Genomic DNA, 19,446 nt, shown 5'->3' on the forward strand with positions numbered 1-19,446 from the left:
TTCGGTGTGCGCACCAAGTCAGTGCTCTTCCGTGTCCGTCTGACCTGATTTCTATCGCTCAAGCGGCGATTACGGTGACAGTGCACCAAATTTCAATTTATTGGCAGGTTCGAAAACCGGAGGCGAACTGCCTCCCCGCCCAGACGTCCCTTCACCCCTCCACCCGCCACAGCCTCCACCTTTCCGGCACACCCTTCAGCCGGTGCACGCCGTGATCCTTCAAGCTGATCGCAGATTGCGTCTTCATCAGCTCCTTCACCGCGCTCGAGACCAAAACCTCCCCGGCGCGCGCCTTAGCGGCGACGCGGGTGCCGATGTGGAAGGCGAGGCCGACCATCTCGCCGCCGCTGATGGTGTATTCGCCGGCGTGCAAGCCGACCCTGATCTCGAGGCCCAGCGTGCGCACGGCTTTCTGGATCGCGGTCGCGCAATTGACGCCGGCGGCGGGCTTCTTGAACGTCGCCAGCACGCCGTCGCCGGTGGTCACGACTTCCTTGCCGCGCGAGCTCTTCAATTCCTTGCGGACGGCCGCGTAATAATGGCCCATCACCTTGGTCCAACGCGCATCGCCGAGCTTCGCAGCCTTCGCGGTCGAGCCGACGATATCGACGATCAGGATGGTGGCGAGCGCCTGCTTGAGCTCGGCGCCACCGTTCGCGGACCGGCGCCGCAGCGCGATCGGTCCGGTCAGCGGCTCATAGCGATGGCTGCGGCGCCGAGCGATCGCTGCTTTGGCGTAGTCCTGCGCGCGCTGCGCCGTGCCGCAACGGATCGTCTTCTCCTGCGGCGATCGCGACCAGGAGACCTTGCGCCCATCGCCGGCGCCACTGACCTCCACGGCGCCCCATTTCAGAAAGACCGCCGAGCCGACCCGCCGAATGCACCAGGCCTTGGAGGTGTATCCGGATACGTTCGACTGAAGGACTCCGATGCGAAGGAATTTGGGCATGAATGTGCGGCCGATCGAGGACCGTTGAGCGCTTTCGGGACGGAGCCTATTCGTACAATCCTGCATCGGCAATAGAGCTTTGCCATCGTTCGGCGCGGTGGAATCCATGGGGCCGACGTCCACCGACAGGAGCAGGCGAAGCACAGATCGATGTGCTATCCTCATGCCAGGACAGCAAGGGAGAGAGAAAAGATGTCAACAAGCGTCAAGCAAATGCTGGAAGCCGCGAACGCGGCAGTCCCCAAGATCACCTCGGACCAAGCGGCCGAGATGATCAAGAACGGCGACACGCTTGTGGTGGACGTTCGCGATGCCCCGGAAGTTGCCGCCAGCGGCAAGATCGCGGGCGCCGTGAATGTCTCGCGCGGGATGCTGGAGTTTCGCGCCGATCCGGAGTCGCCGTATCACGACAAGGCGTTCGACAAGAGCAAGACCGTCATTCTCTACTGCGCGTCTGGCGGCAGATCGGCCCTGGCCGGGAAGCTGTTGAAGGATATGGGGTACGAGAAGGTCTACAACGTCGGCGGCTTCAAGGACTGGTCGGGGGCTGTCGAGAAGTAGCAATCACCGGCCGGCGCGCCGCGTGAGCGATCGGCCGTACAGACAATCAATGTCCGAATAGACTAACGCTGCCGCCCTGCGGGGCTCGCCGTTCACAGGTTCGGCGGGCTCCGAAATCGACGTCGTCCCGGCGGCAGGCGCTCAGGATGAGGTCTCGGTTGCGGCCAAATCTTGGGACCCGCATGGCAAGGAGCCGGCCCTCAGCGGGCGTCGCCAACCATGCAGGCCGAGCACGTTCCGTGCCTCGCAGCTGTCATATGCGATCGCGCTGTTCCCGGTGGGGAGAGATATTCCGAGGTCCCGGCTCGCATGGTTTCAGCCAATTGGCACTTCCTGCGGCAAGGCGCGTTGCAGTCCTTTCGAGGAGGTGCAGATGACCAAGGCGAAGGCTTTCGACGTGCAAAGCGCAAAGACGGAGACGCAGCCAACGCTCAATCCCGGTGACGAAGCCCCGCGGGGAACGACCGGGACCGGCGAAGATGTTTGTCCGGATTGTCACGGCAAGGGGCGCATTGACGGCGCTTCCTGCGCCACCTGCGGCGGGAGCGGGACCGTCATCCGGGCAGTTGGCGGCGCCTGACTTTGCTCCGTCAAAAGAGCCTTCTCTTCTTCATAGCAACGATCAGCCTTCACGCGTGTTTTCCGGACTCTGGACACAGCGAGGCGCGCCATGAGCAAGGAAGCCGGACTGACCCCTGACGACTTCCCGATCGAAGCCGACAAGGACAAATTGAAGACACACAAGGGCGACCCCGTCGCCTCGGCCGAGTCGGAGCAGATTGCGGACCAAATCGCCGACCGCCTGAACGAGCATGCTCACCAGGAAGAGCAGGATCGCTGGTCGGCCTAGCGGCATTGCTTCGCAGCCGACCGGGAATAGGAACGCCCGGCGTTCCCACGCATTGGCCTGCCGCCGGGGTTCCACAATTCCGGCAAATGGCGGCCTCGGCTCGACCCCCGCCCCCGGACCGCCGGGCCGGGGCTGCCTGGCTTTGCGCAAAGGAGCGGACATGAAAGCACTCGTCATCGCAGGGCTCATTGCGGCGCTCGCGTCTCAATCCATCGCGCTTGCGCAAGGCGGCGCGGGTGCGTCCAGGACCGGGTCGAGCATCGATTCGACCGGCACAGGCGGCACGACCGGAGCAGGCGCCTCGGGCCTCAATACGTCATCGGATAACAACAGCGGCGGCGCGAGCGCGCCGGCCAAGTCGTCAACGACCCGGCCAGGGGACAACGACCCCAGGCAAACCCAGGGCGGTCAGCAGGCCATGCCGAACTCCGGCTCGAACCGCAAATAGGCGCCGCTGGGTCGAATTCAGCCGGCGCCGTGCGCCGCTCACCCCTGATACGCAAACAGCTCGATCGGGTCGCTGAAGCCGCGCACCTCGTGCTGGCCGACATGCTCCAGCGCGAACTCCTTCTCCACCAGTTCGGCGAAGGCGCGCGACAGCAGCACCGTTCGTCCGAGCTGCTTCGTGAGCGCCTCCAAGCGCGAGGCCATGTTGACGGCGGGGCCGATCACGGTGAAATCGAGCCGGCTGGTTGAACCGATATTGCCGTACATGACGTCCCCGACATGGACGCCGATACCGTAATTGAGCGGCGCGCGGCTGGTCGCACTGTTCCGCTCGTTCAAGGCGGCCATGGCCTTGCGGGCTTCGGTCACGACATGGAGCAGGTTGGCGCAAGCGTCGGGCTGGCTGAGCGGGAAGATGGCGAGCAAGCCGTCGCCGATGAATTTGAGGATTTCGCCGCCATACCGTGCGATGGGTTCGGACATCGCGTCGAAATAGTCGTTGAGGAGATCGATGACGTCATCGCGCGGCCAATTGTCCGAGATCTTTGTGAAATCTCTGAGGTCGCAGATCATGATCGCGGCGCGCACCGTCGTGCCGGTACCGCGCCTGGTGGCGCCGGCCAGGATCAACTCGCCGGCATGGTGGCCGACATAGGTCTCGAGGAGCGTGCGCGCCAGGCGGTTCTTGACGCGGATCTCGCTGACCAGCGCCAACACCGGCAGCAGCTTCTTCAGGCCGGCGATATGCGTATCGTCGAACCCCCCGGGACGATCGGTGGCGAAGGTGACGAGGTGGCGCTTGCCGAGCGTGTGGTAGAGCGGCCAGGCCACATAATCGGTCAGGCCTCGCGCCCGCATCTCGTCGTAGAGCGCGTGCTTGCGGCCGAGCGAACGATCCTGCTCCAGCCGCTCGCGCACCTCGGCGGCGCCGTCAAGGATCTCATTGGCGGCGCTGCCGATGTATTCGGAGCGCTCACGAACGTCGTAGTCGACAAGTGCAATCTCCGCCTCGCGCATCCCGTCGGACCACATCATCCGCGCTCCCAGCCATTGCGGGTGATGGATCAGGATGTGAAGCGTCGACCGCTTGAGCGGGATGCCGGCCTGCTGGAGGCGGACGCACATCTGCGCAAAGATGTTATCGACGAAGCGCTCGTCGCGCGTGCCGTTGGTCAGCCAGTCGACGACTTTGTCGGCTTGCGTGGCGGGGGCGTGAATGTCTGGCGCGTCCATATCCTGCCCCTTTGAGCGGCGGTCTGCATCGGGCAGATATCGTGCTGCGGCGCGACGGCGTCAACCTGGCCAGTTGCCCGGTTTGTGCGCAGCCGCCGTTTGGGGAGGCGCCATCTCACCGACGATCCGGATCGACCCCAACACCGCCAGACCCGATGCGAGCGCGAGGCTCGACGGCTCGGTGAGTTCGACCTTCAGCGTGCCGCCATCGGGAATCGCGAAGCCCTCCCCGCCAAGACGGACGCTGCAATCGCCCCGAACCGCGTAAACCAGATGCGTGCCGGCAAACAACGACCGATCGCCGGGCGGCCCGAGCGCTTCGAGCTCGATCTCGACCGCACCACGCCGCGCCATCAGGTTCACGACCTCGACCGGACCGGCCTCAAGCTTCGTCACGATCTCGAGCTCCCCGGCGAACCGCACGGTCGTGAAAGGTTCTCGTTCATCGAATTCCTGCGCAGGCGACTTCAGCACCAGCCCGCGCCCGCCCACAACCATCTGGAGGCGGTCGATGCCGGGCATGTAGGAGAACGGACCGGACGTAACGATTGGCGTACTGGCAAAGCGCCAGAGCAGGCTGTCCCAATCCTTCACCGGTGCATCACCGCGATGGGCATCCACGATGTCGGTGAAAACGCCGCCGCCGTTTTTCCACGGCGAGCGGGTGTAGTGTTCGGGCTTGAGCAGCGTGGTTTTCATATCCGCATCATGCCCGTGCTGGGCAGACTTTGCCAACCGGTTTGGCGGCGCGCGCTTCTGCGTCGTGCTATTTCGCGGTCAACGCTGCAACCGGACGGCATGAGACATCGGGCGCCGCGGCTGAATATTGCCGACAGCGGTCGCGCGCGGCTTCGCCGGTGAACTTGTTGGGACCAGGGCCGAGACGGCCAGGCGTGCTGACCGTTAGCCTGGCGATCGCCCGAAGCTGCCGTCCTGGATCGACGTTCATGGTGTTTCCCCTTCGGTCGGACACGGTTCCTGTCATTGCTCTTCGCTGGCTTCCGTCGTTCGTTACCTCTAGCCGGTCCAATCCGACGCGGCCAATGCTCTCCCGCTAATGTCTCAATAGCGCCAACGCATTGGATTTGAACGGCCGCCTGCCCGCTAATCCTGACCCAAGCGCGCCTTCGTGTGCCAGATCCAAGCGGTCTCACGGATTCGTGAGCAGCTTCTTAGTAACGCGGGCTGCGCGCGGAGCGAAGGAGATTATGCGCTTTCGCCTGCCAGGCGATGCCATTTCGAACAGGAGAAACTCCGATGTCTGCCAAGCACGTCGTCACGTCGATCGTTCTCGCCGGCGCGGCGTCAACCGCCCTCGCCACCCTCGCGGCCGCCGGTCCGCTGACCAAGGCGGAGGCCGATGCGGCCGTCGCCGCCAAAAAAGAAAAATGCTTCGGCGTCGCGCTCAAGGGCCAGAACGATTGCGCGGCGGGGCCGGGCACGACCTGCCAGGGCACATCCACCGTCGATTTCCAGGGCAACGCCTGGAAGTTCGTGCAGGGCGGCACCTGCACCAGCATCGAGCTGCCGAACGGCAAGAAGGGTTCGCTCAAGCCGGTCTAATGCACCGCGTCGCGCCCACGACAACAGTGAAGAGCGGAGGAGACCATGACGACGGCAATCGTGCCCGAGGCGTCTGCGGTGCCACTCCGCTACTCCGCTCCCATCGGCGGTGTTGCCGGGACGAGCTTCAAGCCCGAGCACCTCCAGGCCATCCTGAGCACGGGCCGGCAATGCGGCTTCTTCGAGGTGCATGCCGAAAACTATATGGGCGCGGGCGGCCCGCCGCATCGCGCGCTGGAGGCGATCCGCCGCGACCATCCGCTGTCGCTGCACGGCGTCTGCATGTCGATCGGCGGACCCCAGCCGCTCGATAAGGCGCATCTGGCCCGCTTCCGAGGTTTGGTAGCTCGCTACCAACCAGCGCTGGTCTCCGAACACCTTGCCTGGTCAACGCATGAGACCAGCTTCTTCAACGATCTTCTGCCGCTGCCCTACACCGAAGCGACGCTGGCTCGCGTCTGCGACCACATCGACCAGGTGCAGGACGCGATCCGCCGTCCGTTGCTATTGGAAAATCCGTCGACCTATGTCGCCTTTCGCGAATCGTCGATGAGCGAGACCGATTTCATCCGCGCCATTGCCGAACGCACCGGCTGCGGGCTGCTGCTCGACATCAACAACGTCTTCGTATCCGCGACCAATCACGGATTCTCCGCGCTTGAGTACCTCGCGGAATTTCCGCTGGCGCACGTCGGGGAGATCCACCTCGCCGGCCACGCAGAGCAGGCCGATGACGAAGGCGACCTGCTGCTGATCGACAGCCATGACGGCCCGGTCGCAGATGCCGTTTGGAAGCTATTCGAGATCGTCATCCGGCGCCGCGGTGGCGTGCCGACGCTGATCGAATGGGATAGCAAGATTCCGGACTGGCCGGTGCTGCAGGCGGAAGCCGCCGCCGCACAGGCAATCCTCGATCGCTGCAATCAGACTGCGACTGCGGGAGACCGTCATGCCACCTGAGCAGGACCTGTCCTTTGCCGCCGCCTTTACGCCGGGACTGCTGGACCCCACGCGGGCGGCGCCCGCGATCGTGGCGGGTCCGAACGGCAAGGCCGCCGGCAAGCGCTACGCCGTCTACCGCAACAATGTCACGGTGAGCCTGATCGATGCCCTCGCCGCGATCTATCCGGCGGTGCAGCGCATCACCGGTCCTGATTTCTTCCGTGCCATGGCGCGCTTCCACATCCGTAGCAGCCCGCCCACTTCCCCGCTGCTGTTCGAATATGGCCGCGAGTTTGCCGACTTCATCACACGTTATGAGTATGCGCAGACAATGCCCTGGCTTGCGGATGTTGCACGCATCGAGCGGGCGTGGCTCGATGCCTACCATGCGCAGGACGCCGCGCCGTTATCGGCCGCTGCGCTGGCGGCCTTCGCCTCGGAACGGTTGGCCGATCTCGTCTTCATCGCGCATCCGGCGCTGCGCATCGTGCGCTCGTCCTTCTCGGCAGTGACGATCTTTGCCGCCAACCGCGACGACGCACCGGTCGGGCGCATTGACGCGTCGACGCCGGAAGACGCGCTGATCACCCGGCCCGAATTCGACGTTATGGTGCGGCGCCTTCCGCCCGGCGGCGCAGTGTTTGCCGAACGTCTTGCGTCGGGCGAGCCACTTCGCGGGGCCGCCGCGTCGGCGCTGGATGCATGCCCCGATTTCGATCTCGCTTCCAACATCACCGGCCTGATCGAGGCTGGCGCATTCACTTCGCTTGCTCTCGGAGACGCATGATGATCACCGATCAACGCATGACTGCGGGAAGCGCCCTGCCATCACTTGGGTTGCTGCTCGACAAGGCCAACTCTCTGATACGGACGATTGCCGCGCCCTCGCTCGTTCAGCTCGTGCTGCGCGCGGCGCTCGCCGTTCCCTTCTGGCGCTCGGGCATTCTCAAGTGGGACGGCTTCCTCAGGCTCAACGACACCGCGGTGACGCTGTTCAGCGACGAGTTCATGCTGCACCTGCCCGGCGGGCCCTATCACTTTCCTGCGCCGGCGGTAATGGCCTTCCTGTCGGGATGTGGCGAGATCATGTTTCCAATCCTGCTGGTGCTGGGTCTCGGCACACGGTTCGCTGCGCTCGGATTATTGTGCATGACCGTCATCGTCGAGCTCACCGTGCCCGACGGCTGGCCGATTCACCTCACCTGGACGGCCATGGCACTCGCCCTCATGGCTTACGGGCCCGGTTACATCTCGCTCGATCATCTAATCTGTCGCGCGCGATCGTACGCACGATAGGACGCTGGGCGCCTTGCATCCCGCTCAACCCGCTATCGACCGCGGGCGTCTGCGCGGTGCGGCCCGCAGCGGCGGCGCGAAATCGTAGAACGGATGGCCGGCTTGGCCGACATCGCCTGGAGCGCGCCCGATGCGGAAACCGGCCTGGCTCGCATCTTTGCTGGCGCGGTGAGCTAGCGGTCCATGGTAGCTTGATCTCGCGTCTGAACCTTCAGCGAGGCAAGCATGACCGACACCGACAAGGTTTTCGCCGGCTCCGTCCCAAAACTCTACGACGAATATCTCGTCCCGATGATCTTCGCCGCCTATGCCGATGACATCGCAAGACGCGTCGCCGCGCTCTCGCCTTCCGTATTGCTCGAGATCGCGGCCGGTACCGGCGCGGTGACGCGCGCCGTGGCGGCGGCGCTGCCACGCAGCGTCCGCTATGTTGCGACCGATCTCAACGAGCCGATGCTCGCGGTTGCAGCGCAGCGTCAGGCAGACGATGCTCGCATTGTCTGGCGCCAGGCGGATGCGTTGGCTCTTGCGTTCGGCGACGCCGAATTCGACGTGGTCTGCTGCCAGTTCGGCGCCATGTTCTTTCCGGATCGCGTCAAGGGCTATTCCGAAGCAAAGCGCGTTTTGAAGCCGAGCGGCACGTTCCTCTTCAACGTCTGGGACCGCATCGAGGACAACGTGTTCGCCCACGATACAACGATCGCCTTGGCCAAGCTGTTTCCCGATGATCCGCCGCGTTTCATGGCCCGGACACCGCACGGCTATTTCGACCATGCGATCATCAGGGCCGATCTCGAACGGGCAGGTTTTGGCAGCGTCTCGATCGAAACGCGATCCGCAATCAGCCGCGCGCCAACGGCGGAATACGTGGCGATCGCCTACTGCCAGGGCACGCCGCTGCGCGGCGAGATCGAGGCAAGAAGCGGTGGCGACCTTCAAGCTGCGACTGACGCGGTCACTGAGGCGATCCGGATGCGCCATGGCTCCGGACCGGTCGAAGCCAAGATTCAGGCTCTGGTGATCACGGCGCGGCTGTAAGCCTGCGCCGCAGGCGATCTCGGCGTCCCTACCAAAAGCCTCGCTGCACCGGCTGCGTCGATTGGTAATACTGATACTGGCCTCTCCGGCGCGGATTGACCGGTTGCACGTACGGATCGCGCTGAAAGAAGAAGCCGAAGCCGTTGCCGCCATTGTCCCAGCCGTCATCGCTCGCGATCATGGCAGGCGCGGTCGGCTTGCGGGTGATGAAGCCGCCCTGCGGCTGATTGCTCAGCACCGCGACGAACTCGGTGCGATAGTTGGTCTCGCTGCTCAGCGGCTCGTCCGAGATGATGATCGAGGAGCGCGGCAACGCGGTCGGCGCGATACGATCGAGCACGTCCTGCGGGATGGTGATCCGGTCGAGCGCGGCCCTCGCCTCGTCGCCGTTTTCGATCGTGACCACGCTCCAGCGCAGGCCCGTATCGGTCCTCGCCATCGCCGTGAAGATATGCGTGCCGAGCGGCTGGTCTGGATTGCGGATCGTGACGGGGACCTCGATCCTGGTGTCGAATACCTCGCCGCCGCCATCGGGTGCCGGCTTGTGGGTGTTTCGCCGCACGTACAGCTTCTGCGTCGCACGACTGATGTAGACCGAGACCGGCTCGAGCGCGAGCTTTGCATCGGTCGCCGCCTTCACGGCGTCGGCTTTCCTGGCCGCCGCGACCTTGGCGGCCTCCTTGGTGGCGGCGACGGCCTCGCGCTTCGGCTGCGCCGCGGCCTTTGCGGCATCGAGCTGCGTCGCTGCATCCGCAGCCTTGGCGGCGGCCTTCTGCTTCAGCTCCTCGGCCTTGGTCCGGGCCTGATCGGTCTTTGCGTTCGCGAGCATCTTGTCGGCGAAAGCGAGCTCGGCGTCGGCGCGAGCCTTCTGCTGTTCCAGCTTGCGCAGCCCCGCCGGCAGCGAAGCGGCTTCTTTTGCGGCTGCCGATGCGGCCTTCTTGGCCTCGTCGGCGGCCCTGGTGGCCTCCTCCGCCTCGGCGGAGAGCTTGTCGGCACGGCTCGGCGCCGCCGCAATGGCCTCCCGCTTCGGCATGAAAAGCGAAGGGTGGGAGAACTGGGTCGGGACCGTATCGTCCGGCGAGATGATCACGCGCATCCCGATATACGTCTTGTCGAACAGATTCTCGGCAAAGCCGAACGGCATGCGCACGCAGCCATGTGAGGCGGCATAGCCGGGCAGCGGCCCGCCGTGCAGCGCGATGCCATTCCAGGTGATGCGCTGCATGTGCGGCATCCAGGCATCGTCATACATGGTCGAGCGGTGGTCCTTGTCCTTCTCGATGATGGCAAAGACGCCCGCCGGCGTCTCGCGTCCCGTGGTGCCGGTCGACACCGGCGCGCGCAGGATCCAGCCGTCGGAATCGTAGAAGGTGACCTGCTGGCTCTTGATCGACACGATCGCCATGATCGGCTCGCCGGCTACGCGCGGCGCCACCGCCTCGACCGGCTGACGGGCTTGCTTGGCAGCCGTCACCGGCGCCACCGCCGCAAACATGGCCAGCGTCGCAAGCGCAATGATCCCGGCAGGCCCCTGACGCCGCACCGCCCTGGTGGATTGCGCCGTCGTCGATCGGTTTTTCATGCCATCCTCGGTCGAACTGCCAGTCCGCTGGTGTCGGTCAAATGTCAAATTGCGATCTCTGGATTAAGAAATCGCATCCGCCTTACGTTCCGTCTGTGGCGAGATTCGGCACGTTCCCGCGACAAATCTCTCATATACGACGGTTCACATCGGCGGAAGGCGGCCTCCGGCCGAAGCTGGCCCGAAGCCGGCCCTCGATCGCTGCGGCAGAATGTCCGGCTAACATGGTTCAGCTGCACGGGACAATGCCGGGAGCGGTCAGGCTCGCCTTGGTCGCTAAACGCCCAGCGCCTTCCGGTTGAACGTTCGCAGGAGGCGCAGCGACAGCGTTCGCACGTTCGCGACGTTCATCAGCCACGCCGCGGCGGCGTAAGCGAAGCCACCGGCGAGGCTCACGACGATGAGCGACCCGAGACCAGTGCCGCCCGCTTGCGATCGCGCGATCAGGATCGCGGCCGCCATCGCCGCAGCGGAAGCTGCAACAGCGGCGAGGCGATTGAGGTCGAACGGGACCGGGTGGGCGCGATGCATCAAGAGGACAGCCACGAGGAAGCCGATCGCTTCGGTCGCGAAGGTCGCCAGCGCCGCACCGTAAAGGCCATAGCCGGCGACCAGCGCGAACATCAGGACCACACTGACGACCAGCGTGAGGAAGGACTGTGCCGCCAGCATGAAGGGGCGTTCGGCGAGTTGGAAGCTGATCTGGACATAGAACTGATTGGCGATCCCGAATAAGCGGGCGAGCACCAGGGTCGGCAGCAGCGCGGACACGCCCGCGCGGAAGTCGACGCCGACCAGCGTGCCGGCGACCTGGTCCGCCGCCAGCGCAAGCCAGACCGCGACGGGCGCAACGACGACGAGCAGCAGTTCGAGGCTTTCGGTCAGCCGCTCCCGCGTCGTGTCATTGTTTTTCTCCGACAACGACCGGAACACCAGCGGCACCGTCGCCGCGGCAACGCTGGAGGCGATCATGACCATGAACTGGCGCGGCAGGTCCGCAGCGACGCCAAAAATGCCGGCGGCATCCTTGCCGAGCAGATAGGCGACGATGAGCCGGTCGCAGGCCGAGTAGACCGCAACGGAAAGCCCGGCCAGCGTCAACGGAAGACCGTAGCGCGCCAGCTGCATGAACTGGCGGCGCTGGAAGCGTGCGATCTTGGTGCGGTCACCGACCAGATTCAGGATGATGCCGGCGAGCGAGCCGAGGCCGAATGCCGCGAGCAGCCCCAATCCACCCCAGCCGAGCCAGATCCCGGCGAGCCCAAAGCCGACGCTCGACACGCTGCGCACGATCGAGATCGCCGCGAAGCGGTAGGGCCGCAGCTTGGCGCGCTCGAACTCCTGGCCGACATCGACCGCATTGGCCATGATCGCGACGAACATGCTGGCGAGCAGCAGCTCGACGCTGACGTCGCTTCGGAACAGGAAGACCAGCGGAGTGGTCGCGCAGAGAACCGCCGCCGTGAGCGCAAAGGCGACCATCGCGGTGCCGCGAAAATCCACCTCCGCCGACATCGCCTGATAGCGGGATACCGACAGCTTGATCCAGGCGAAAAAGATCGCGCCCAGGATTCCCGCAAGGCTGATGCCGACCACATAGACGCCGTACTCCGCCGGCGTCAGCAGCCGTGTGTAGGCCGTAACCGCGAAGAACCCCACCGCCGCAGGCAGGATGTAGGCGACGAGATAAATGGAGAAATGGCGATTCAGCATGCGGACTTTGGACCGGTAGCGGCCGTGAGGATTAACGAAGCGTTAAAACGCTTGGACTTTGGTGGAGCAATCGGACGGCGCGCTGGCGCCGGCAGGATAGCCGCATAAGTCTGCAAATCGGACCGCGAATGGAGCAATCGCGCGGTTATCGCGCGTTAGCGTTAAATTTGCCCTGTCCTTGAAGGGGCCGGCGCGATCACAGAAAAGAAACAATGATATCGCAACGTCGCCCCGAATCCTCCGATGTGCTGATGTGACTGACATGGACGTTGCCGAACAAGCACGGGCGAAGCCGGCCTCTCGGCCGCATCGCGGCACCGACGCGCCGCTTGCGCCGGCAACCTCCGGCAATGCTGGCGGCGACAGGATGGTCCTCAACCTCTTCTTCGAAGAACGGGACGACCGCTGGTTTCCCGGTGACCGCCATCTCCGGCCGCTGCTGCGGCGCTTGCTGGTTGGCAAGTCCTATATCAGCGGCCAGCGGCGCGTGCTCCTCAATCTGTGCGCGGGCCTCGATCGGCTCGGCATCCGCTACCGCGTCAACGACTATCGCTACATCCAGAAGCACCCCGAGGAACTGGCCTGCATCATCGGCCGGCCGTTCGTGCTCGACTGGTTCAAGTGGAAAAACCCGCTACTGCTCGGCGTCGCCATGTACGACCACCCGATCGATGCGCCGGAGACTCTGAAGGATCTCGACGTGAAGCGCGTGCTGGTGCCATGCGCCTGGTACGCGGACATGTTCCGTCCGCACTGGCCCCATGTCGGCGCCTGGCCCGTCGGCATCGAGACCGATTTGTGGACACCAGCGCCAACCGAGCAGAAGAGCGTCGACGTGCTGCTCTACGACAAGATCCGCTGGGATTATGGGCGCTACGAGGCGGAGCTGATCGAGCCGATCCGCAGGCATCTCGAAGCAAGCGGCCGCACTGTCGAAGTGATCCGCTACGGCCATTACAAGGAACACGACTACAAGGCGGCGCTGGCGCGCTGCCGCAGCATGGTCTTCCTGTGCGAGCACGAGAGCCAGGGCATCGCCTGCCAGCAGGCGCTGTCGAGCGGCGTGCCCGTCTTTGCCTGGGATCGCGGCGGGCCGTGGCAGGATCCGAAGTATTTTCCGCACAAGGTGAGGTACGAGGGCGGCGTGTCCTCGGTCCCTTATTTCGACGCGCGCTGCGGCATGACCTTCACGGATGCGGATGGTTTCACATCCGGCTGGGCCGGCTTCTGGTCGCACGTCGCGGCGGGAGACTTCGCACCGCGCGACTATGTGTTGGACAATCTGACGCTCGAGAAAGGCGCGCTTCACTATTACGAGATCGCCGAAGCGGCGATGCAGCCTCACGCGTGACCAGGCTCGACCGACGCGAATTCTTGCTCGGCGGCGCCGCAACGCTCGCGGCGGCCGCATCGGCGTCCGCAGTGCCGGCGTCGAAACGTGCCCAGCGCCGTCGGGGCTTTGGCGCTGCGGCCACGCTCTGGGACCTGCAAGCTGATCCGCGGCTTGGCGACGCCATCAGCACCTATTGCACGCAGGTGGTGCCGGTGCTCGAGCTGAAATGGCCGATGCTGCGGCCGGATGCGCACACATTTGCTTTCGAGCGTGCCGACGCGATCCTGGATTTTGCGCAGGCGAACGATTTGACGATGCGCGGTCACGCGCTTGCCTGGTATCACGACATTCCCGACTGGACCAAGCAGATCAAGGACGGCAAGGGCGTCGAGCGCGCCTTCGTCGATCACATCGGCACCGTCGTGTCCTACTACAAGAACAAGCTGACGTCGTGGGACGTCGTCAACGAGCCGATCCCGGACAATCCGAAGAAGGTCACCGACCGGCGCGACACGTTCTGGACGCAGCATCTTGGTCACGGCTGGATTCCGCTGGCCTTCCGCACCGCCGCCGCGGCCGATCCCTTCGTCAAGCTCGCGATCAACGAATATGACATCGAATCGGCCAAGGACTCCTTCATCGCCAAGCGCGCGGCCTACCGCAACCTGATCATGGACCTGCTCGACCAGGGCGTTCCGCTTCACGCCGTCGGACTGCAATCGCATCTGCATGCCGAGCTCGAAATCGACACACACGGGCTCGCCGAGTTCGTCACCGAGCTGCGTTCCTGGGGGCTCGAGGTGCTCGTCACCGAGCTCGATGTCGACGATCAGAAGCTGGCGGGGAGCCCGGCGGAGCGCGACGCCATCGTCGCCAAGCGCGTCGACGATCTGCTGACGGCCATCTCAAGCAGCGGACCGGTGCGCTCGATCCTGACCTGGGGCATCTCGGATCGCTACAGCTGGATCAACGGCACCTTCGCCCGCAAGGACAAGCAGCCGAACCGTCCTCTGCCGCTCGACGGCGAGTTCAAGCCGAAGCCGTTCATGGACGTCATCAGCAAGTTCACGAAGGATGCTTGAGCGCGCTATCGTTTGAGCATGATCTTTGCGGAAAACCGCTGCACATTTTGCGCGAACGCCGCCCTTCGGGGTCGGATCATGTTCTAGCGCGTTTTCGGCACCTCGAATGCTGCAACCTCGCCCATAAGGTCGGGCGACAGGCTCGGCGCGCGCTGGTCGCGCGAATTCAACCGGAATACCTCGCGGATGTCGACGATCGAGGTCGACGAATAGGACTGGATGCAGAGCGCGACCTGTTCTGGCGAGGCCGCGCGCATCATCGCTTCGATGGCCGGACGGTCGAGACGCGTGTCGTCCCAGTGCGAGACCGCGATACTGTCTTCCGTGACCTGATGCGCAGCCAGGTGCGCGGGCGAGCTCGCGACGAAATGACCATAGAGCAGGTATTCGGAAAACTTCTTCTTGCGGCACAGCGCCAGGACCCAGTTCAGCCCTGTCGCAGCCTTGATGGCGCCGGTCATCGCCTGCGCGGTGTCCTTGTCCCAGACCAGCGCGTTGCCGACATAATCGTCTGCCGGAAACGAGCGCTTCTCGATACCCAGAAGCTGATCGACGGTACGGAGCCACAGGCCATGCAACGGGTGGTCGGCGCCGATCGCCTTTGGAGTAACGAAGAGCGGCGTCTTTTCGCCGCCGGCGTACTGGCCAACGTCGAACTCGCGGAAGAAGAGATTGTCCGAATCCAGGATGCAGACGCGCTGCTCCGGCGCGTTGAGAACGCCGGCGATCTTCAGGATCTGCTGGATGTGCCAGCCGTGCACCGGTGACGAGAGCAGCGAGAGCCAGACGCGCCGGCTGCTGATGAACTGGAGGGCCGGCGGGAGCGCGAGGAGCCATTTCGGCAAGTAACGCGAGGCCGGGACGATGACGCGCTTGTCGGAGGCAAACCGCTCGAACAGCGGCACGTCCTCATCGTTAACGAGAACATAATGCCGCGTGTATCCCGAGAGCCAGGTGTCGATGCTCTCGCTGAGCAGCGAAAAGCGCTCGATATCCTTGGCGTAGCTGGCGGTCAGCAGGGCAACGGAATGCATGGGCGCGCTCAAATGGGCCATCGGGCCGCAGTCATAGCCGCACTGGGAGACGCTGGAAACTCACAAACGGAATCAAGGTAAAATGAAACGAAGCATTCGCCATCCGCCTGGAACCCCGTTCAATGCCCCCGAAAGCGCAGCGGGTGCCAGTGCGGAAGCGCGCCCTGGCCCACCCCAACATTGCGATAGGCGCGAAGGTAACCCGCAGCGCGCTCGGCAAGCCGCTCCAATAGCGCGCACGCTCTGCGGCAAGATCGCTCAAGTCAGGGGGCGACCTGTTCACGAACGGGCGCGTCCGCACCGAGCTCGTTGATCAGCTGCATCGCCTGCTTCAGGTCCGGCGTGTAGATGCCCTCGCTGAACCTGCCGACGATGGGCACGAGCAGGAGACTTGCGTGCTCGCGCCTGCCGGCCTCGTGCCACAGCCGCGCCAGGCTGACGGCGGTGCGAAGCTCCCAGGACAATGCGCCCTGCTTACGCGCGGTTTCCAGCGACAGGCCGAACATATCCTCGGCCTCCCGCACCGATGCCGGGTCGCCGTCCGACAGCGTGATCTCGCCTTGCAGGCGATAGACTTCGGCGAGATAGGAGTGATCGCCGGTCCGTCTTGCGGTCGCGAGCGCGCCGTCCAGTGCCCGCAAGGCGGCGTCGCGCATCCCGACCTTGGCATAGGACTCCGCGAGCAGGCAGCGAAACCAACAGCCGGCGAGCCAGGAATCCATCGCCTCATACTCGTCGAGGCCGACGCGCATCTGGCTCAGGCCTTCGTCGGCTTCGCCGAGCTGAGCCAGCGCCCAGCCGCGCAGGATCGCCGCCTGCTGCTTCCAGTGCAGGAAATTGTGCTCGGTGGCGATGATCATCGCGCGATTGGCGTGGTCACGCGTGCCCTCGACATCGCGCAAATGCTGGCGGAGATAGGCGCCGAACACGAGAGCGAAGGCGAGCGTGAAGGGATGGCGGATCTTCTCGGCGTTCGCGATCGCCTGCTCGCTGTGCTGGCGCGCCGCGTCCGGACGGCCGAGGAACCACAGGAGATACCCGAGATAGGACAGCGAGACGACGCCGGGATCGATGCCGTGGCGCTCCATCAGACCGGAATGCAGATCGGGGCTGTAGAGGCTGATGCAGCGATGCAGATGATGCTGCGCGGCGGCAAAGCGGCCGCGATAGAGCATGGTCATCGCGATCGAGCGGTGCGCCTCGATCAGATAACCGGTCTGCTGCGCCGGCTGCGCCCGCTGGTGCAGCCGCTCGCGCTTGGCGAATCTCAACAGCTCGACGCTGAGATCGTGCGCGCGCGTGAGATCGGCGCGGATGAAATGGCACACCCAGAGCCCGCGCGTAGCGGCGAAGGCCTTTTCGTCGTCGCCGAGCTGCTGGCCGAGCTCGAGCGCGCGGATGTAGTTCTGCTCGACCTCCTGCACGGCATAGCCTTTGGCGGCGATCAGGGCGGTGCCGAGTGCGATCCGCAGCTCGAGCTCCATCTCGTCGGCGCCCTGCACGCGCGCATTGGCCTGCACGACGCTCAAGCCGCGGCGCAGATGACCGATCGCTTCCAGATTGGCGCCGCTCTTGGCCGCCTGCTTGCCGGCCTTGAGCCAAAAGCTGGCGGCACCTTCGCTCTGGCCGGATTCGGTCAGGTGATAAGCGAGCAGCTCCGGTTCGCGCTCGGTCTTCTCCGGATACATCTCGGCGAGCACCTGGGCGATCCGGGAGTGCAGCTTGCGGCGCTCGCTGTGCAAGAGGCTCGCATGCGCGGCGTTCTGGATCATCACGTGCTTGAAGGAGTAGAGCGCGTCCGGCGGATGGCCGCGGCGCATGATCAGGCCCGCCTGCTCCAGGTGATTGAGCGCGGCTTCGATCTGCTCGGCTGGCGTGTTGGCGACTGCGTGCAGCGTCTCATAGGAAAACTCGCGCCCGATCGTGGCGCCGATCTGGGCGACCCGCTTGAACGGTCCCATGCGGTCCAGTCGCGCCATCAGCGAGTCCGTCAGGGTCGCCGGGATCGCGAGCTGCCGCCACGGGCCCGACAGCACGTAGCGCCCGTGCCGCTCGGTCAGGAGGTTGGATTCCAGAACCGTCTTGGTCAGCTCTTCCAGGAACAGCGGCACGCCGTCGGTCTTGACGATGATCTCCTCGACGACCTCCTTGGGCAGCTCCCTGCCGGCAACGCGCTCGACCAGCGTCGTGCGCAGCGGCCGGCTCAGGCGGTTCAGCACCAGGGTCGTGATGTGCGAATGCGCGTTCCAACTCGGCTGGAATTCGGATCGCGCGGTGATGATGACCAGGATCGGCCGGTTCTGCACCCGGTCGACCAGCAGGTCGATCACCTCGCGTGAGGTCGGGTCGATCCAATGCAAATCCTCGAACGCGATCACCAACGGCATCTCGCGCGCAAGGCCCAGGAAGTGATTGACCAGCGCCGTGACGGTGGCATCCTTCTGCTGCTGCGGCGAAAGGTCGAGCCGCGGATAGCGGTCGCCGGTGGGTATCGACAGCAGCGCGGCAAACAGCGGCGCGACCTGCTCGATGTCGCCATGCGCCGTGGCGATCGCGGTCTCCAGGCTCGCCAGCGACAGCGCGGACGCATCCTCCCGATCGAGGCCGAGGGAGAATTTGAGCTGCTCGACGAACGGATGGAACGCCGTGGAGGTGTAGTAAGGCGAGCACTGGAGCGAGACCTGTCCATGGCGATCGCCGGATATCCGCTCGAAGATTTCCTGGATGATGCGCGACTTGCCGATACCGGGCTCGCCGAACTTGACGACGACCTGGCCGTCGCCGTCATTGGCCTGCTGCCAGCGTCCCATGAGCAGCGCGATCTCCTCCTCGCGGTTGACGAGCGGCGTCAGCCGCGTGCCCATGGCGGCGGCGAAGCGGGTCTCCATCCGCGAGGCGCGCACCACGTGCCAGGCCTGCGCTTTCTCGGAGATGCCCTTCAAGTCATGGACGCCGAGATTGCGGTAGTCGAACTTCCCCTTCAGCAGCGCTTGGGTCGATGCGGAGATCACGACTCCGTTGGGCGGCGCCAGGCCTTGCAGCCGCGCGGCGAGATTGACGGTTTCTCCGACCGCAGAATCGCGCTCTTCGGTGCCCTGCCCGACGAGATCGCCGACCACGACGAGGCCGGTCGCGATCCCGATGCGGACGGCGGGCGAGTGGCTGAGCGCACCGCGCGGCTCGATCGCGTGCGCGCTCGACAGCACCCGCACGATCTCGAGCCCGGCGCGCACCGCGCGCTCGGCATCGTCCTCATGAGCGGTCGGATAGCCGAAATAGATCAGGATACCGTCGCCGACGAAACGGGCGGCAAAGCCCTCGTAATGCTTGACCACGCGGACGCAGGTTTCGCGGAAGCTCGCAATCATGTCGCGCACGTCTTCCGGATCGAACTGAACCGATAGCGAGGTGGAATCCACCATGTCGCAGAACATGGTGGTGAGCTGACGCCGTTCCGCGCCGACCTCCGAGCGCGTTTGCGGCGGCGCCACTGCCGCCGACGGCTCCGCCGTTTCGGCCAGGAACAGCGCCGACATGGCTCGCTGAAGCCGCTTGCGATCACCGAGCGGCAATCCGAGCTCGACCAGATCGGATTCGGTCAGGTCCGCCACGACGTCGAGATCGAGACGGTGCTGCGCAAAGAGATCGGTGTAGTGGCCGAGACCGATGCCCTCGAGCCAGCGCTTCAGCCCGCCCTCCGTTCCCGTGCCCGGCTCGTTCTCCAGCATGGTGATTTCTGCCCGACCTATCGTTACGTCGAAGGGGCTTTGGGGTCCCCTCAATCACAGATTTGGGGCCCGACTTCACCTCAGACTGGACGCGT

The 19,446-nt window shown here is 64.8% G+C and carries 19 protein-coding genes; 11 read left to right on the plus strand and 8 right to left on the minus strand.

Features of this window, described 5'->3' with window-relative positions; translation table 11 throughout:
- Positions 1-151: 151 nt before the first annotated feature.
- Positions 152-949 carry an adenylate/guanylate cyclase domain-containing protein gene (locus IVB01_RS19750; protein ID WP_247280807.1) on the minus strand — a complete coding sequence of 266 codons (798 nt, stop codon included), beginning with the start codon at positions 947-949 and terminating at the stop codon, positions 152-154.
- Positions 950-1,141: 192 nt separating this feature from the next.
- On the opposite strand from IVB01_RS19750, the gene IVB01_RS19755 reads away from it, so the two are divergent.
- The 4 genes from IVB01_RS19755 to IVB01_RS19770 all read left to right on the plus strand — a co-directional run bounded on the left by IVB01_RS19755 (position 1,142) and on the right by IVB01_RS19770 (position 2,808).
- Positions 1,142-1,510 carry a rhodanese-like domain-containing protein gene (locus IVB01_RS19755; protein ID WP_247280808.1) on the plus strand — a complete coding sequence of 123 codons (369 nt, stop codon included), beginning with the start codon at positions 1,142-1,144 and terminating at the stop codon, positions 1,508-1,510.
- 373 nt (positions 1,511-1,883) lie between these two features.
- Entirely contained in the window at positions 1,884-2,090 is a 207-nt protein-coding gene (locus tag IVB01_RS19760; RefSeq protein ID WP_247280809.1) for a hypothetical protein, read from the plus strand.
- 90 nt (positions 2,091-2,180) lie between these two features.
- Positions 2,181-2,360: a hypothetical protein gene (locus tag IVB01_RS19765; RefSeq protein WP_247280810.1), complete on the plus strand. Its 180-nt coding sequence runs from the start codon at positions 2,181-2,183 to the stop codon at positions 2,358-2,360.
- Positions 2,361-2,520: 160 nt separating this feature from the next.
- The gene (locus tag IVB01_RS19770; protein ID WP_247280811.1) at positions 2,521-2,808 is read left to right on the plus strand and encodes a hypothetical protein; all 288 of its coding nucleotides are present in this window, start codon (positions 2,521-2,523) and stop codon (positions 2,806-2,808) included.
- Between the two features lie 38 nt (positions 2,809-2,846).
- On the opposite strand, the gene IVB01_RS19775 is transcribed toward IVB01_RS19770, so the two are convergent.
- The 3 genes from IVB01_RS19775 to IVB01_RS19785 form a co-directional block, all read right to left on the minus strand.
- A complete protein-coding gene (locus IVB01_RS19775) occupies positions 2,847-4,040 on the minus strand; it encodes an adenylate/guanylate cyclase domain-containing protein (RefSeq protein ID WP_247280812.1) in 1,194 nt (397 codons plus the stop codon).
- Positions 4,041-4,100: 60 nt separating this feature from the next.
- Positions 4,101-4,739 (minus strand): HutD family protein, encoded by a 639-nt coding sequence (locus IVB01_RS19780; RefSeq protein WP_247494768.1) that lies wholly within the window; start codon positions 4,737-4,739, stop codon positions 4,101-4,103.
- A gap of 67 nt (positions 4,740-4,806) precedes the next feature.
- Positions 4,807-4,989 carry a hypothetical protein gene (locus IVB01_RS19785; protein WP_247416072.1) on the minus strand — a complete coding sequence of 61 codons (183 nt, stop codon included), beginning with the start codon at positions 4,987-4,989 and terminating at the stop codon, positions 4,807-4,809.
- Positions 4,990-5,297: 308 nt separating this feature from the next.
- On the opposite strand from IVB01_RS19785, the gene IVB01_RS19790 reads away from it, so the two are divergent.
- The 5 genes from IVB01_RS19790 to IVB01_RS19810 all read left to right on the plus strand — a co-directional run bounded on the left by IVB01_RS19790 (position 5,298) and on the right by IVB01_RS19810 (position 8,879).
- Positions 5,298-5,603 carry a DUF2282 domain-containing protein gene (locus IVB01_RS19790; protein ID WP_247280814.1) on the plus strand — a complete coding sequence of 102 codons (306 nt, stop codon included), beginning with the start codon at positions 5,298-5,300 and terminating at the stop codon, positions 5,601-5,603.
- A gap of 45 nt (positions 5,604-5,648) precedes the next feature.
- Positions 5,649-6,563 (plus strand): DUF692 domain-containing protein, encoded by a 915-nt coding sequence (locus IVB01_RS19795; protein ID WP_247280815.1) that lies wholly within the window; start codon positions 5,649-5,651, stop codon positions 6,561-6,563.
- On the plus strand, positions 6,553-7,332 hold the full coding sequence (locus tag IVB01_RS19800) for a DNA-binding domain-containing protein (RefSeq protein ID WP_247280816.1): 780 nt from the start codon (positions 6,553-6,555) through the stop codon (positions 7,330-7,332). The genes IVB01_RS19795 and IVB01_RS19800 overlap by 11 nt, the downstream gene beginning before the upstream one ends.
- Positions 7,332-7,841, plus strand: a complete 510-nt coding sequence (locus IVB01_RS19805; protein ID WP_247280860.1) for a DoxX family protein — start codon at positions 7,332-7,334, stop codon at positions 7,839-7,841. Before IVB01_RS19800 ends, IVB01_RS19805 begins: the two co-directional genes overlap by 1 nt.
- A 225-nt stretch (positions 7,842-8,066) precedes the next feature.
- Complete coding sequence (locus IVB01_RS19810) at positions 8,067-8,879, plus strand: class I SAM-dependent methyltransferase (protein ID WP_247280817.1); 813 nt, start codon at positions 8,067-8,069, stop codon at positions 8,877-8,879.
- A gap of 28 nt (positions 8,880-8,907) precedes the next feature.
- Here IVB01_RS19810 and IVB01_RS19815 read toward each other — a convergent pair whose 3' ends face one another.
- Positions 8,908-10,461 carry a L,D-transpeptidase gene (locus IVB01_RS19815; protein WP_247280818.1) on the minus strand — a complete coding sequence of 518 codons (1,554 nt, stop codon included), beginning with the start codon at positions 10,459-10,461 and terminating at the stop codon, positions 8,908-8,910.
- A 276-nt stretch (positions 10,462-10,737) separates the two neighbouring features.
- A complete protein-coding gene (locus tag IVB01_RS19820) occupies positions 10,738-12,174 on the minus strand; it encodes an oligosaccharide flippase family protein (protein ID WP_247280819.1) in 1,437 nt (478 codons plus the stop codon).
- A gap of 262 nt (positions 12,175-12,436) precedes the next feature.
- Here IVB01_RS19820 and IVB01_RS19825 point away from each other — a divergent pair, with 262 nt between their 5' ends.
- The gene (locus IVB01_RS19825; protein WP_247280820.1) at positions 12,437-13,525 is read left to right on the plus strand and encodes a glycosyltransferase family 1 protein; all 1,089 of its coding nucleotides are present in this window, start codon (positions 12,437-12,439) and stop codon (positions 13,523-13,525) included.
- Positions 13,522-14,589, plus strand: coding sequence for an endo-1,4-beta-xylanase (locus IVB01_RS19830; RefSeq protein ID WP_247280821.1), 1,068 nt, complete (start codon positions 13,522-13,524; stop codon positions 14,587-14,589). Before IVB01_RS19825 ends, IVB01_RS19830 begins: the two co-directional genes overlap by 4 nt.
- 83 nt (positions 14,590-14,672) lie before the next feature.
- Here the strand turns inward: IVB01_RS19830 and IVB01_RS19835 are convergent, their stop codons facing one another.
- The gene (locus IVB01_RS19835; RefSeq protein ID WP_247280822.1) at positions 14,673-15,623 is read right to left on the minus strand and encodes a DUF6492 family protein; all 951 of its coding nucleotides are present in this window, start codon (positions 15,621-15,623) and stop codon (positions 14,673-14,675) included.
- A gap of 263 nt (positions 15,624-15,886) precedes the next feature.
- Positions 15,887-19,351, minus strand: a complete 3,465-nt coding sequence (locus tag IVB01_RS19840; RefSeq protein WP_247494769.1) for an AAA family ATPase — start codon at positions 19,349-19,351, stop codon at positions 15,887-15,889.
- Between the last annotated feature and the right edge of the window lie 95 nt (positions 19,352-19,446).

The organism is Bradyrhizobium sp. 164, assembly GCF_023073715.1.
Classification (GTDB): domain Bacteria; phylum Pseudomonadota; class Alphaproteobacteria; order Rhizobiales; family Xanthobacteraceae; genus Bradyrhizobium.

Bases quoted from the DNA above. Each gene is read 5' to 3' on its own strand.
- IVB01_RS19785 (WP_247416072.1), bottom strand. From the start codon at position 4,989: ATGAACGTCGATCCAGGACGGCAGCTTCGGGCGATCGCCAGGCTAACG.
- IVB01_RS19825 (WP_247280820.1), top strand. From the start codon at position 12,437: ATGGACGTTGCCGAACAAGCACGGGCGAAGCCGGCCTCTCGGCCGCAT.
- IVB01_RS19755 (WP_247280808.1), top strand. From the start codon at position 1,142: ATGTCAACAAGCGTCAAGCAAATGCTGGAAGCCGCGAACGCGGCAGTC.
- IVB01_RS19795 (WP_247280815.1), top strand. From the start codon at position 5,649: ATGACGACGGCAATCGTGCCCGAGGCGTCTGCGGTGCCACTCCGCTAC.
- IVB01_RS19815 (WP_247280818.1), bottom strand. From the start codon at position 10,461: ATGAAAAACCGATCGACGACGGCGCAATCCACCAGGGCGGTGCGGCGT.
- IVB01_RS19800 (WP_247280816.1), top strand. From the start codon at position 6,553: ATGCCACCTGAGCAGGACCTGTCCTTTGCCGCCGCCTTTACGCCGGGA.
- IVB01_RS19750 (WP_247280807.1), bottom strand. From the start codon at position 949: ATGCCCAAATTCCTTCGCATCGGAGTCCTTCAGTCGAACGTATCCGGA.
- IVB01_RS19765 (WP_247280810.1), top strand. From the start codon at position 2,181: ATGAGCAAGGAAGCCGGACTGACCCCTGACGACTTCCCGATCGAAGCC.
- IVB01_RS19835 (WP_247280822.1), bottom strand. From the start codon at position 15,623: ATGCATTCCGTTGCCCTGCTGACCGCCAGCTACGCCAAGGATATCGAG.
- IVB01_RS19790 (WP_247280814.1), top strand. From the start codon at position 5,298: ATGTCTGCCAAGCACGTCGTCACGTCGATCGTTCTCGCCGGCGCGGCG.
- IVB01_RS19820 (WP_247280819.1), bottom strand. From the start codon at position 12,174: ATGCTGAATCGCCATTTCTCCATTTATCTCGTCGCCTACATCCTGCCT.
- IVB01_RS19840 (WP_247494769.1), bottom strand. From the start codon at position 19,351: ATGCTGGAGAACGAGCCGGGCACGGGAACGGAGGGCGGGCTGAAGCGC.
- IVB01_RS19770 (WP_247280811.1), top strand. From the start codon at position 2,521: ATGAAAGCACTCGTCATCGCAGGGCTCATTGCGGCGCTCGCGTCTCAA.
- IVB01_RS19780 (WP_247494768.1), bottom strand. From the start codon at position 4,739: ATGAAAACCACGCTGCTCAAGCCCGAACACTACACCCGCTCGCCGTGG.
- IVB01_RS19760 (WP_247280809.1), top strand. From the start codon at position 1,884: ATGACCAAGGCGAAGGCTTTCGACGTGCAAAGCGCAAAGACGGAGACG.
- IVB01_RS19805 (WP_247280860.1), top strand. From the start codon at position 7,332: ATGATCACCGATCAACGCATGACTGCGGGAAGCGCCCTGCCATCACTT.
- IVB01_RS19775 (WP_247280812.1), bottom strand. From the start codon at position 4,040: ATGGACGCGCCAGACATTCACGCCCCCGCCACGCAAGCCGACAAAGTC.
- IVB01_RS19810 (WP_247280817.1), top strand. From the start codon at position 8,067: ATGACCGACACCGACAAGGTTTTCGCCGGCTCCGTCCCAAAACTCTAC.